Below are 13709 nucleotides of genomic sequence, written 5' to 3' on the forward strand. Positions count from 1 at the left end.
ATCAGCCCAAAAAACGACCGCCGTTTGCGCGAATCGGGAGAGATTTGGGTTTGATTGCGGCGAGGCGGGGGAATGCACCACAATTTCGACGATGATGGTTGAGGACGTTCTACCATGCTGCAGCGCGGATGAGGCGGCGCAACAATGCATCCGCAACGTCGTCCTGGCGAAAGCCAGGACCCATTACCCCAGGCCATAGTTTGGCGAAGACTCGTTGTTTGGTACAGCGACCAAGCACAATCGATAGGTTCCGCGGTATGGGTCCTGGCTTTCGCCAGGACGACCCGGAGAAGAAGTTTTGGCGGTCTTGAATTTCGCGTGCGCTGACGGCCGGCGCATCCTCACGGATGCAAGATCACCTTGCCCATGGCCTGACGCCCCGCGAGCACCTTCAGCGCGTCCGCCGTTTGCGCCAGCGGGAAGGTACGATCGACGTGCGAGGAGATTTTTCCTTCCGCCGTCCACTTCACGAGCTTTTCGAGATTGGCGCGGTTCTTCGCCGGATTGAGCCGGGTCCAGGCGCCCCAGAACACGCCGCGGATGTCGCAGCCTTTCAGCAGCGCGAGGTTCAGCGGCATTTTCGGGATGTCGCCGGCGGCAAAGCCGATCACCAGGAAGCGGCCTTCCCAGGCGATCGAGCGCAGCGCCTGCTCGGCATACGCGCCACCGACGGGATCGAAGATGATGTCGACGCCCTTGCCGCCGGTGAGCTTGCGCAGCCCTTCCTTCAAATCGTCCTTGCCGTAGTTCAGCGTGAGCTCCGCGCCATGGGCTTTGGCGAATTCGAGCTTCTCGTCCGACGAGGCGCAGGCGATCACCTTCAGACCCATCAGCTTGCCGAGTTCGCAAGCGGCGAGGCCCGTGCCGCCGGCCGCACCGAGCACGGCGAGCGTCTCGCCCGGCTTCGGGCTCGCGCGGTCTTCCAGCGCATGCAGCGCGGTGCCGTAGATGATGATGATGCCGGCGGCGCGATCATAGTCGAGATTGTCGGGGATATTCACGATCGATGCTGCCGGCAGCGCGATCTTCTCGCGCGCACCGTTGTGGCCGCAGGAGGCGACGACGCGGTCGCCGACCTTCAGATCGGTGACGCCGGGGCCGATACTCTCGATCACACCCGCGACTTCGGCGGCCGGCGAGAACGGGAACGGCGGCTTGATCTGGTATTTGCCCTGGATCATCAGGATGTCGAAGAAGTTCAGCGCGGCCGCCTTGATCGCGATCACCGCCTCGCCGGGCCCTGCCACCGGATCAGGCACGTCCGCGAGCACGAGGTCGTCGGGCTGACAATATTGCGAACAGAGGATGGCTTTCATGGCGGCACCTGAGCGTTTCGAGGCAGAGTTATAGTTTGGCTGGTTTTGCCGGATTTAGGCACAGGCCACAATCCGGTTTCTGCATAAGAGAGCCCCAGCTAATTCCGTGGCGCGAACACTGGATTGCTTCGCTACGCTCRCAATGACGATGTTATCCTCCGCGCAACAACGCGAATTGCGACGAGAGGATTCAAACGATGTTTGAAACGAGCCTGCTCAGGAACAAGCGCATCCTCGTCACCGGCGGCGGCTCGGGCCTCGGCGCCGCGATGGGGCGGCGCTTCCTCTCGCTTGGCGCCGAGCTCGTGATCTGCGGCCGCAAGCTCGATCGGCTGGAAGCAACCGCCACGGAGATGCGCGAAGAGACCGGCGGCAAGGTCACCACGATCGCTTGCGACATCCGCGAGGGCGCCGCCGTCGAGAGCATGATGGACGCGATCTGGCGCGAGGCGCCGCTCGATATCCTCGTCAACAACGCCGCCGCGACCTTCATCGCGCAGAGCGAGCATCTGTCGTTCCGCGCAGCGGACGCGATTCTCGCGCCGACGCTGCATGGTGCGATGTACTGCACGCTTGCGGCCGGCAAGCGCTGGATCGAGGGCCAGCACGGCGGCGTCGTGCTCTCGATCCTCTCGACCTCGACCATCACCGGCCGCGCCTTCACCGTTCCCTCGGCGATGGCGAAGTCGGCGGTGCTGGCGATGACCAAAAGTCTTGCGGTGGAGTGGGGCCCGAAAGGCATCCGCACCGTCGCGATCGCGCCGGGCCCATTCCCGACCGCCGGCGCCTCCGGGCAACTCCGCCCCGAAGGCCGCGATGAAGGCTGGACCGCGCGTAATCCGCTTCAGCGCACCGGTGAGCACGGGGAACTCGCCGATCTCGCCAGCTTCCTGGTTTCGGACCGCGCCGGCTACATCAATGGTGAGATGGTGGTGATCGACGGCGGCGCGCATTTGCGCAGTTCCGGGGCCGAGGACCTGCTCGGCTGGACCGAAGCGCAATGGGCCGACCAGCGCGCCGCGCGATCCAAAGCCTAGACGCCTCCACTTCCGCTAACTGCCTTCCCAAATTGGACTTTCCCGGTTATTCCTCGCCGGGGACAAAACGCGGCCGGGCCATCTTCCAGTCACAATATTGAGGGAACCACTTCAGCATGTGGCGGGTGCTATCTTTAGTTTTGATGATCGGCATGATGACGTGCGGGATCGCCGATCTCGCGCGGGCGCAGACAGCGCAACCGGCGCCGAAGCCGGCGGCAAAGCCAGCCGCTCCGGCCGCGAAGGCGGCGGCCAAGCCCGAGAGCAAACCGGTGGCCGCTCCCGCGGCGGTTGCGGGCGGCGCGGAGCCGACCCTGATCGGCCAGTTCGGCACCTGGGGCGCCTATTCGGCGACCCCCAATGGCAAGAAAGTCTGCTTCGCGCTGGCCAAGCCATCATCGTCGAAAACCAACCCGCCGAACCGGCCGCGCGACCCCGCCTACGCCTTCGTCTCGACCCGGCCGTCGGAAAAGGTGAACAACGAAGTCTCGGTCATGATCGGCTACGCCCTGAAGCCGGGCTCGGAATCATCGGCCGAGGTCGGCGGCGCCGCCTACGCCATGTACACGCAGGGCGACGGCCTCTGGATCAAGAACGCGGCCGAGGAGGAGCGGATGGTCGAGGCCATGCGCAAATCCGCCGATCTCGTGGTCAAGGGCGTCTCGGCCAAGGGGACGGAGACCACCGACACGTTTTCGCTGAAGGGTCTCGCCCAGGCGCTCGACCGGATCTCGCAGGATTGCAGGCGTTGAGCCTGCAGGCTTAAGCCTTTAAGCCTAGGCAACAGCCACGGTCGCAATCGGGTGTTCCGGTTGCTATATAGGGGCGGTTCCAAGTTTTCCGTCATTCCGGGATGGTCCGAAGGACCAGACCCGGAATCTCGAGGTTCCGGGTTCGATGCTGCGCATCGCCCCGGAACGACCAAGCAATTAGGCCTATTGATGCAACCGACTGCCGAGCCGCACAACGCAACACTGGTGGAGAAAACTCCGCTCGAAATCTATGTGCCGCCGGCCAAGCCGTCGCTCATCGGCCTGTCGCGCGCAGATCTCGCCGATCGCCTCGGCGAGATCGGCGTGGCTGCTGCCCAGCGCAAGATGCGCGTGCAGCAATTGTGGCACTGGATCTACTTCCGCGGCGCCCGGAATTTCGACGAGATGACATCGATCTCGAAGGGCATTCGCACCGATCTCGCGCAGCATTTCACCGTCGACCGGCCCGAGGTCGTGGCCGAGCAGATCTCCAACGACGGCACCCGCAAATGGCTGCTGCGGCTGCCGAGCGGCGACAATGTCGAGAAGGCGCATGAGGTCGAGTGCGTCTATATTCCCGAAACCGATCGCGGCACGCTCTGCGTCTCCTCGCAGGTCGGCTGCACGCTGAACTGCTCGTTCTGCCACACCGGCACGCAACGCCTGGTGCGCAATCTCACCGCCGGCGAGATCGTCGGACAGGTGATGGTGGCGCGCGATCGCCTGAACGACTGGGCCGATCGCGAGGACGGCACGCGTCGCGTCACCAACATCGTGATGATGGGCATGGGCGAGCCGCTCTACAATTTCGACGCGGTGCGCGATGCGCTGCTGATCGTCGGCGACAATGAGGGCATCGGCATCTCCCGCCGCCGCATCACGCTGTCGACCTCGGGCGTGGTGCCGAACATCGTCCGCGCCGGCGAGGAGATCGGCGTCATGCTCGCGATCTCCCTGCATGCGGTGCGCGACGAGTTGCGCAACGAGCTGGTGCCGCTCAACCGCAAATATCCGATCAAGGAGCTGCTGCAGGCCTGCCGCGATTATCCCGGCGCGTCGAACGCGCGCCGCATCACCTTCGAATATGTGATGCTGAAGGGCGTCAACGATTCGCTCGATGACGCAAAGCTGCTGGTAAAGCTGCTCAAGGGCATTCACGCCAAGATCAACCTGATTCCGTTCAATCCGTGGCCCGGCACCGCCTATGAGTGCTCGGACTGGGACCAGATCGAAAAGTTCTCCGAATACATCTTCAACGCCGGCTATTCCTCGCCGGTGCGCACCCCGCGCGGCCGCGACATCCTCGCCGCCTGCGGCCAGCTCAAATCGGAGACCGAAAAGCTCTCGGCCCGCGAACGCCAGACGCTGCGCGCCATGGCGATGACGGATTGACGATGCGTGCTCAACGCACCTTCGTCGTGGCCGAGCTTGTCCCGGGCATGACGGCCGTGGGCGTAGCGGCGATGTTGGCCAGCAGCTTGTTTGTGTCATGGCACTGATCAGCCGCCTCGTCGTGATCTTCATCGGCTTTCTCGCGTCATGCTTCGTCGGCGGCATGATCATCGTGGGCGCGCTGCTGTTTCCGGAATTCTCCGACCTCGGCGCCGGTCCTGTCGATGAGGGCGTGATCGACATCCTGCTGGGCTTCGGCTTCATCTTCGTCTCGGGCTTTGCGCTGGTGCCGGCGGCGGTGATCGTCGCGATCACCGAAGCGCTCTACATCCGCAGCGCGCTCGCTTATGCCGCGGGCGGCGGCGTTGTCGGGCTGGCCTGCTATCTGGGCCTCGTTCCCTTCCATTCCGATACCTTGCAGTTCGAGGGCATCGTGCGGCGGCATCTGGAGATCATGACCGGCGCCGGCATTGTCGCCGGTGTGGTCTACTGGCTGGTCGCCGGCCGCAATGCCGGCGCCTGGCGCGAGCCGCCGCCTCTCCGCAAGCCGCCTCCGCCGCTGCCGTCGAATTCAAGGCCGGATGCGCGGTGACTGGCGCTGTCATTCCGGGATGGTCCGAAGGACCAGACCCGGAATCTCGAGATTCCGGGTTCGGCTCTGCGAGCCGCCCCGGAATGACGGTGAAAGGGTTTTCATCCTCTCCTCACTCCGCTAAACCGCGCGCCATGAACCGGACCGGACTCTTCATCGCCCTGGCGCTGTGGCTTGTGATCGGCGTCGTTTTCGGCCTCTATCCCGAACTCGATCTCAAGCTCGCCGCACTGTTCTTCGACCCCGAGACGAAGACGTTTCCGCTCAAGCTGAACGACTGGGCGGGCTTCGCGCGTGATGCCGCTATGTGGGTTGCCTGGGCGTTCGTGCTGCCGCCGCTGGTCGCGCTCGTGGTCAAGATGATCCGGCCCGACCGGCCGCTGCTGGTGTCAGGACGCGCGATCGTCTTCCTGCTGGTCACGATCATCCTGTCGGCCGGCATTCTCACCAATCTCACCTTCAAGACCTATTGGGGCCGGCCGCGTCCGGTGGTGGTGACGCAGTTTGCCGGCGACCAGCAATTCGTGCCGTGGTGGGATCCGCGCGGCGACTGCGCGCGCAACTGCTCGTTCTTCTCGGGCGAGGGTGCGACCGCGTTCTGGACGCTGGCGCCGGCCGCGCTGGCGCCGCCGGCGTGGCGGCCGCTCGCCTATGCCGGCGCGGTTGTCTTCGGCGCCGTCACCAGCGCCCTGCGCATGGCCTTCGGCGGGCACTTCTTCACCGACGTGTCGATCGCCGGCCTCGTCACCTTCGTCGTGATCTGGTTCGCCTATGCGATGATCTACCGCTGGCCGCGGACCCGGTTCTCGGACGAGGCGGTCGATGCCGCCCTGACCCGGCTGAACATGCCTGCCTACCGGCTCCGCCAGCGCCTGTTCGGCCGCAAGGCTGGTGCCGAGCCCTCGGTTTGAGCCATTAAATGCGTGCCGATCCCTGCGAAATTTGATATTCGCGCGGTCAACCCGCAGATGACATCAGCCCTTTGAGACCTGATTGGAAGCCTTATGACCACGATCCTGAAAAGCCTGCCCAAGGGTGAGAAAGTCGGCATCGCTTTTTCGGGCGGTCTCGACACCAGCGCTGCGCTGCTCTGGATGAAGCAGAAGGGCGCGCGCTGCTACGCCTATACCGCCAATCTCGGCCAGCCCGATGAAGCCGACTACAACGAGATCCCGCGCAAGGCGATGGAGTTCGGTGCGGAGAAGGCCCTGCTCGTCGATTGCCGCATGCAACTGGTCCACGAGGGCATCGCCGCGATCCAGTCCGGCGCCTTCCACATCTCGACCGGCGGCATCACCTATTTCAACACCACGCCGCTCGGGCGCGCCGTCACCGGCACGATGCTGGTCGCGGCCATGAAGGAAGACGGCGTCAACATCTGGGGCGACGGCTCGACCTTCAAGGGCAACGACATCGAGCGCTTCTACCGCTACGGCCTGCTGACCAATCCGAGCCTGCGCATCTACAAGCCGTGGCTGGATCAGCAGTTCATCGACGAGCTCGGCGGCCGCGCCGAAATGTCGGCGTTCATGACCGTCCAGGGTTTTGCTTACAAGATGAGCGCCGAGAAGGCGTATTCGACCGATAGCAATCTGCTCGGCGCCACGCACGAGGCCAAGGATCTCGAAAGCCTCGACAGCGGCATCAAGATCGTCAACCCGATCATGGGCGTGCCGTTCTGGCGCGACGACTGCAACGTCAAGGCCGAGAAGGTGGTCGTGCGGTTCGAGGAAGGCCAGCCCATTGCGCTGAACGGCCAGACCTTTGCCGATCCGGTCGCGCTGTTCCTCGAAGCCAACGCCATCGGCGGCCGTCACGGCCTCGGCATGAGCGACCAGATCGAGAACCGCATCATCGAGGCCAAGAGCCGCGGCATCTACGAGGCGCCCGGCATGGCGCTGCTGCACATCGCCTATGAGCGGCTCGTCACCGGCATCCACAACGAGGACACGATCGAGCAGTACCGCATCAGCGGCATGCGCCTCGGCCGGCTGCTCTATCAGGGCCGCTGGTTCGATTCGCAGGCGCTGATGCTGCGCGAGACCGCGCAGCGCTGGGTGGCGCGCGCCGTCACCGGCGAGGTGACGCTCGAATTGCGGCGCGGCAACGATTACTCGATCCTCAACACCGAGAGCCCCAACCTCACCTATGCGCCGGAGCGGCTCAGCATGGAGAAGGTCGAGGACGCAGCCTTCACGCCCGCCGACCGCATCGGCCAGCTCACCATGCGCAACCTCGACATCGCCGACACCCGGACCAAGCTGAAGCTTTACACCGACACCGGCCTGCTCTCGGGCAGCGAGGGCTCGCAGATCTTCAAGCTCGAGAACGACAAGGGCTGAGATTCTCGTAGCCCGGATGGAGCGCAAGCGAAATCCGGGACTTTTGTCGCCGAGCGGATAGATCCCGGATTGCGCTTCGCTCCATCCGGGCTACGAACTCCAAACCCACAAACGAAAATGGCCGGGATCGCTCCCGGCCATTTTGCATGTGTGCTTCGCCTCAGCGCGGCGGCGCGGTGCCGGGCGGGGGCGGCGGCAGCGAGGCCTGACCGCCGTTGAGCAGCGGCGTGATGTTGCGGACAGTGACGCGCCGGTTGATCGCGCTCGGCCCTTGTGTCTGCTCCTTCAGGTACTGCTCGCCATAGCCCTGCGACGTCAGGTTCTCCGCAGGCACACCGAACTGCTGGGTCAGCAATTCGGCCGCGGACTGCGCGCGGCGGTCCGACAGCGACAGATTGTCGACCTCGTTGCCGACCGCGTCGGTGTGTCCCTCGATCAGGAACACCACGCGCGGGTTGGCCTGGATCGCACGGTTGAGGCCGTCGGCGATCGCTTGCAGCTTCGCCGCCTGATCCGGTGGGATCGTCCACGACCCCGTCTCGAAGGTGATCGTGTTGACGTCGATGCTCGGCATCTGCATGCGAATATTCGGGCTGTAGCGGATCTCGTCGAGCGTGTAGCGCCGATTGATCCGCTGCACCGGCGGTGCCTCCATGGTCTGGTAGATCACGTCCGGCGACGCCTCCTGGGCGTCGACGATGTAGCGATCGTAGGGAATGTTCACGACCGGCGGCGGCGCGTCGACATAGAAGCCGCCGACCGACTGCGGATCGCGGTAGCTGTTGTCGATGATGATGAGCTCGCGCCCGCCGGGGTCCCTGCGAATTCGCCGCAGCAACCGACCGTCGGGAGCGACCACGGTGATGATCTCGCTGCCGTCGGGACGGATCACGACGGTGCGAGTATCGCCGCCGACGGTGTCGGTGCGGATGTCGCGGGCGCCATAGCGGAAGCGATAGAGATCGTTGCCTCGGACGTAGGCCTGCCCGCCCGGATCGCGGATGATGATGCGATCCGGCTCGGTGTAGACGGTGCGGCCGCCTTCGATGGACTCGCGTCGCTGGTTGTGCAGGTCGGCGATGGTGGCGCCGATCACGGCGCCGGCCACGACGCCCGCACCGATCGCGAGCGGCGTCAGGTCACGCTGCGGCGGACGCGGTGCTGGCGGCAGCGGTGCTACGACCGTCGGCGCGGCCCGGAAGGCAGACGAAACCGTCGGCGGGGTATTTTGCGCCCTGTCGGCCGGCGGCGTTGCGGCCGCCGAGCCGGGGACGGTGCTCGGTGCCGCGACGCCGGCGGGAGGAGCCGGCGGCCGGGGCGGGACACCCGCCTGTGGCTGGGCCGGCGGAGCTCCGGCAGCGGGCGCGCCCGCGGGAGGCGTTCCACCCTGACGTCCGGGCGGTGTCGTCACAGCGCCGCCGGGGGCCGGTGTCGCCGTCGGGGCCGGGGTCGCGCCGGGGCCGGGCGTCGGTGACGGTCCCGGACGTCCGGCCGGCGGCGCGGTCGTTGCACCGCCAGGAGCGGGTGTAGCGGTTGGTCCGGGCGTCGGGGTCGGCGTCGGCGCGGCGCCGGGAGCCGGTGCCCCTGCAGCCGGAGGCGCACCGGGACGTCCAGGAACTGGTGCGCCGGGGCGCCCAGCCGGCGGCACGCCGGGCGTGACGCCCGGGGCCGGCGTCGCGGCCGGCGCAGGTGTCGTCGTCGGTGCAGGTGTGGTCGCCGGAGCAGGCGCGCCGGGGCGAGCCGCAGGCGCGGCTGGCGAAGGAGACGGCGCTGCCGTGGGAGCAGGTGCAGCCGGCCGCGCTGCAGGAGGAGCCGCTGCGGGCGGCGGTGCCGGCGGCGTGGGAGCCGGACGCGCCGCGGGCGGTGCCGGAGGCGGCGGTGTCGGCGCGTGCTGTTGCGGCGCTGCGGCCGGAGGCGGCGATGGCTGCTTCGGAGCTGCAGGCGGAGGCGGCGGCGGCGGGGGCGCCGGACGAGCCGCGGGCGGTGGTGGCGGCGGAGGCGGCGTCGGACGTGACGGTGCGGCGGCCGGTGGCGGCGCGGCGGGAGGATGCGGAGGTGCAGCCGCGGGCGGCGGTGCAACCGGACGTGCAGGTGCTGCCGGCGGTGGTGCAGCCGGCGGAGGCGGCGCGGCCGGGCGGGCAGCGGGCGGCGGTGCCTTGGGCGCTTCCTTCGGCGGCTGCTTCGGTTTTCCGTCAGGGCCCGTCTCTTGCGGCTGGGCCTGCGCGACCACCAGCGGCGGCGCGCTTTGCGCGTGCGATGCGGAGCTTGCCAATTGCATCGCGGTCAGAGCCGTCGTCGCAAGCAGCACGAAACGAAGATTGGTCATGATGGTGAACTTCCCCGGAAGGTTCTTTGACGAAGTGTCGTGAAGTACAGCTACGCGTTAGGCCGGATTGTGGCGGGCGAAGCGGCCGCGGCTCGATTTATTTCCGCACGCAAATCACATCAGAACGTCGACGTTCATTGCGCATTCAGCCGCATGTTGCAATCGCCTCATATGTGATCGCCCGCCCAATATGTGGTGCTGCGGCGAATTCGCATCCGTCGCAGGGTTCGGCGTGAGCGGTGCGTTTGGTCCACGCGACGGAATCTCCTCGGGCCTGCGGCCTGGCAATTCGTCCGGCCGCGCCGGCTCGCCGGGCTCGCGCACCGGCGGCGCAATGTCGGGCTGCGGATTGCCCGGCGGCATTTCCGGCGGCGGCTCGGTCGGAGTCCCCGGTGTCGCCGGCGGAATCTCGGGCGGTTCGATCGGCATGGGCGTCATCGCGCTCAGTTGTCCAGAGAACGACAACGATGATGCCGCGTCGATGTTCCCGCCGCGCGGCGCAGCCGTTTATTCCGGCGCGTGGCAGACCGCCTCGATGTTGTGGCCGTCGGGATCGCGCACGAACGCACCATAATAGTTCTGATGATAATGCGCGCGAATGCCGGGCGCGCCGTTGTCGCGTCCGCCCGCGGCGATCGCCGCCTTGTAGAACGCATCGACCGTGGCGCGGTCCTTCGCCACGATCGCGACATGCACCGGCTTGTTCATTGCGCCTTCGCCGCCGATCCAGAAATCCGGCTTGCCGCCGGCGCCGAAGCCCGCGGCCGGATCGTGGCCGGTCTGTTCCGCCGTCACTTCCTTGATCAGGCTGTAGCCGAGCGGCGCCAGCGCCTTGGTGTAGAACGCTTTGGCGCGCTGATAGTCGGAGACGGAGAAGCCTATATGATCAATCATCGCAACCTCCGTGGTTTGCAATCGTCAGCGTGACAGGAACGTATTGCTCCGTGTCTTGCGCGCGATCGTGAAGCCGCGCGCGACCATGTCAGCAATACAATCGTCCCGCCATTCGTTTTGTGACAGGTGCTCGATCACCACCGCGCGCGGCCACAATGATTGCGGCGCATCGCGGAAGAACCCGATCAGGACGCGGTCCTCAAAACCCTCGACGTCGATCTTCAGCGAATCGACTTGCGTGACGCCGGCCTCGTCGAGGATGCGCGTCAACCGCAGCGACGGGACCTTGATCGCTTCGGCGCTGGCCGCGCCGGTGACGACGTGCGTGGCGCCGAGATTGCCGCCGCCGCTCTCGATCATCAGCTCGCCGTCGCTGTCACCTGCGGCAGCCTGCACCAGGCGCACCTGCATTGCTTTCGATGCGGTGCAGTTGAACGACAGCCGTCCAAATGTCATCGGATGCGGCTCGATCGCGAGCACCTTGCCCGCGGGCCCGACCTGCCGCGCCATCACCAGCGCGAAAGTGCCGACATTGGCGCCGACGTCGACGAACGCGCCGCCCGCCGGCGTATGCCGGCGCAGGAAATCGAGCTCGTCGAGATTGTAATCGGGGTTGAACAGCGCACCGCGCTCGGTCGCGCTGCCCTGATGATAGAAGCGGAACGAGGCGCCCTGATATTGCACGTCGACCGGACCGCCGCGCATCAGATTGACCAGCCGCGACAGCCAGGGACGAAACGCGCCGCGCTTCAGCCCCGACTGCTTGGCGAGGCCAATGATCGCGGCCTGCGCCGCATTCGGCGCAAACGCGCCGAACGGCGCGGACGAAGGTTCGTTGTGAGCCGTCAAACCAGAGGTCCTCGTTGCAAGCGGCGCATGCATAGCCGGTTTTGCCGGGGACTCCAATCTCGCTGTCGCCCCGGGGCGCGAAGCGAGCCCGGGACCCATAACCACAGGCAGGAGTCGTGACGCGAAACTCCCACTCCGAGTCTTCGTCAAATTGCTCCCTGTGGGTATGGGTCCCGGATCAGCGCTCCGCTTCGCTACGCTTGTCCGGGAAGCGCCTCACGCCGCCTTCTTCGGCGGGACCTTGCGCTGGCGCAGGAGGCGGCCGAGCAGCCTGCGCCTGTCCTTGCGCGGGATCAGGTCGATGTCGCTGACGAGCTTGGCGCCGCCCTTGCGGCGTTCCAGCACGATCTTGCGGCTGTGAAAGGCCTCCAGCTCGGCGCGATGCCCGACGCTGACGATGGTCGCTTTCGGCAGTTCGTCCGTGACCATCTTCATCATCTTGTCCTGGCTCTTCTCGTCGAGCGCCGAGGTCGCCTCGTCGAGCACGACGAGGTCGGGGCTGTGCAGCAACAGCCGTGCAAACGCGAGGCGCTGCTTCTCGCCGCCGGATAGGGTCTGGTCCCACGGCCCCTCTTCCTCGATCTTCTCCTTGAGATGGTCGAGGCCGACCTTGTGCAGGGCCTCGCCGATCTCCTCGACGGTCCAGTCCTCCGCGGCGCCGGGATAGGCGGCCGCGCGGCGCAGGGATCCGGACGGCACGTAGGGCCGCTGCGGCAGCATGAACAGCCGCCGGTCGGGATGGACATTGACGCTGCCCCCGCCCCACGGCCAGAGGCCGGCGATGGCGCGCACCAGGGTGCTCTTGCCGGTACCGGATTCGCCGGCGACCAGCAGCCGCTCGCCGGCCTCGATCACCACCTCGGTCTCGCCGACCACGGCGGTGCCGTCGTCGAGCGTGACCGAAAGGTCTTTCAGCTCCAGCATCGCGTCGTTGCGGGTCTCGCCGCGCTTGATGCGGCCGATGCCGTCGCCCTGCTCGGCGCGCTCGAGAGCGTCCAGCGACATCATCAGCGAGGCGATGCGGCGCGCACAGGCATTCCAGTCGGCAAGCCGCGGATAATTGTCGACCAGCCAGGCGAACGCGCTCTGCACGATGGTGAAGGCGGAGGCCGCCTGCATCACCTGTCCGAGCGTCATGCTGCCGTCGAGGAATTTTGGCGCGCAGAGCAATAACGGCACCACCGGCGCAACCAGGTTCGACCCCTGCGACACCAGCGTGGTGCGCACGTGCTGCCCGGCCAGCCGCGCCCATTGCCGCAGCACGTTGGTAAAATTGCGGTCGAGGCCGTCGCGCTCCTCTTCCTCGCCGCCGAGCAGCGCGATGCTTTCGCCATTCTCGCGCACGCGCGTCAGCGTATAGCGGAAATCGGCTTCGGCCTGGTTCTTGTCCTCGGAGACCTGCACGAAGCGCCGGCCGATCACCAGGATCGAGCCCGAGGCGATCGCTGCATAGAGCATCGCAGCGATCACGAGGAAGCCGGGAATGGTGATCGATGATCCGCCAAGCGTGACCGTGAGCGCGCCGCCGATGGTCCAGAGCACGACAATGAAGGTCGCGGCAGACAACAGCGCCGAAGTCACGCCGGCGAGGAAATCGACCGGCGCGTCCGTCGCGACGCGCAGATCCTCGGCGATCCGGTATTCGGGATTCTCGTGGTCGCCGCTGACGAGGTTGAGCTGGTAGTAGCGGCCATTGCCGAGCCAGCGCGTCAGCACGCTGGCCGTCAGCCAGGCCCGCCAGCGCCGCTGGATGCCCATCCGCGCGAACACCTGCGCCACGCCGAGCACGATGCTGCCGATCGCGAGCGGGACAAACACCGCGGAGAGATGGAAAACGGTGGTCGCATCGCGTTTCTCGATCGCGTCGAAGATCGCGCGATTCCAGACATTGATGCCGTATTGGAAGCCGACGGTCAGGACGATCAGCGCGCCGAGGCCGATCGAGAACGGCCAGGCGAGCCGGTCGCCGTTGCGTCCCCAGAAGCCGCGGGCGCTGATCCAGAAGCGCGTCAGCAGATAGTCCTTGCGCGCCTGCTCGGCCTCCTCGGGCGAGAGCTCGGGATCAGGCTCGACCAGTTCGGGTGGCGGCAGAGCGGCCTCGTCGCCACTCTCGCCGACGATTTCGACAATGGGCGGCTCCTTGCCCTGCCTGGTATCCCGCGCGCGCTGTCCGGCCGGCTTTTGCATGGCCGGATAACGCAAGAGAAAT

11 protein-coding genes and 1 pseudogene are annotated in these 13709 nt (G+C 66.4%); 6 read left to right on the forward strand and 6 right to left on the reverse strand.

Going from position 1 to position 13709, the window contains the following annotated elements:
- Positions 1–341: 341 nt before the first annotated feature.
- A complete protein-coding gene (locus ACXJMY_RS18670) occupies positions 342–1316 on the reverse strand; it encodes an NADPH:quinone oxidoreductase family protein (protein ID WP_456620803.1) in 975 nt (324 codons plus the stop codon).
- Between the two features lie 197 nt (positions 1317–1513).
- On the opposite strand from ACXJMY_RS18670, the gene ACXJMY_RS18675 reads away from it, so the two are divergent.
- The 6 genes from ACXJMY_RS18675 to argG all read left to right on the forward strand — a co-directional run bounded on the left by ACXJMY_RS18675 (position 1514) and on the right by argG (position 7431).
- Positions 1514–2353 (forward strand): SDR family oxidoreductase, encoded by an 840-nt coding sequence (locus ACXJMY_RS18675; RefSeq protein ID WP_456620804.1) that lies wholly within the window; start codon positions 1514–1516, stop codon positions 2351–2353.
- Between the two features lie 116 nt (positions 2354–2469).
- Positions 2470–3105 (forward strand): invasion associated locus B family protein, encoded by a 636-nt coding sequence (locus ACXJMY_RS18680; protein WP_456620805.1) that lies wholly within the window; start codon positions 2470–2472, stop codon positions 3103–3105.
- 189 nt (positions 3106–3294) lie between these two features.
- Positions 3295–4497: a 23S rRNA (adenine(2503)-C(2))-methyltransferase RlmN gene (gene rlmN / locus ACXJMY_RS18685; RefSeq protein WP_456620806.1), complete on the forward strand. Its 1203-nt coding sequence runs from the start codon at positions 3295–3297 to the stop codon at positions 4495–4497.
- A gap of 97 nt (positions 4498–4594) precedes the next feature.
- Positions 4595–5089, forward strand: a complete 495-nt coding sequence (locus tag ACXJMY_RS18690; protein ID WP_456620807.1) for a hypothetical protein — start codon at positions 4595–4597, stop codon at positions 5087–5089.
- Between the two features lie 134 nt (positions 5090–5223).
- On the forward strand, positions 5224–6000 hold the full coding sequence (locus ACXJMY_RS18695) for a phosphatase PAP2 family protein (RefSeq protein ID WP_456620808.1): 777 nt from the start codon (positions 5224–5226) through the stop codon (positions 5998–6000).
- 93 nt (positions 6001–6093) lie between these two features.
- Positions 6094–7431, forward strand: coding sequence for an argininosuccinate synthase (gene argG / locus ACXJMY_RS18700; RefSeq protein ID WP_456620809.1), 1338 nt, complete (start codon positions 6094–6096; stop codon positions 7429–7431).
- 160 nt (positions 7432–7591) lie between these two features.
- Here argG and ACXJMY_RS18705 read toward each other — a convergent pair whose 3' ends face one another.
- From ACXJMY_RS18705 to ACXJMY_RS18725, 5 genes and pseudogenes are all read right to left on the reverse strand, one after another.
- Positions 7592–9757: an OmpA family protein gene (locus tag ACXJMY_RS18705; protein WP_456620810.1), complete on the reverse strand. Its 2166-nt coding sequence runs from the start codon at positions 9755–9757 to the stop codon at positions 7592–7594.
- Positions 9758–9955: 198 nt separating this feature from the next.
- A pseudogene (locus ACXJMY_RS18710) lies at positions 9956–10186 on the reverse strand (hypothetical protein); the annotation flags it as partial.
- A 78-nt stretch (positions 10187–10264) separates the two neighbouring features.
- On the reverse strand, positions 10265–10651 hold the full coding sequence (locus ACXJMY_RS18715) for a VOC family protein (RefSeq protein WP_456620811.1): 387 nt from the start codon (positions 10649–10651) through the stop codon (positions 10265–10267).
- Between the two features lie 24 nt (positions 10652–10675).
- On the reverse strand, positions 10676–11533 hold the full coding sequence (locus ACXJMY_RS18720; RefSeq protein WP_456620812.1) for an FkbM family methyltransferase: 858 nt from the start codon (positions 11531–11533) through the stop codon (positions 10676–10678).
- A 183-nt stretch (positions 11534–11716) separates the two neighbouring features.
- The gene (locus tag ACXJMY_RS18725; RefSeq protein WP_456620813.1) at positions 11717–13687 is read right to left on the reverse strand and encodes an ABC transporter ATP-binding protein/permease; all 1971 of its coding nucleotides are present in this window, start codon (positions 13685–13687) and stop codon (positions 11717–11719) included.
- Positions 13688–13709: the final 22 nt, after the last annotated feature.

Source organism: Bradyrhizobium sp. P5_C12 (genome assembly GCF_054049735.1).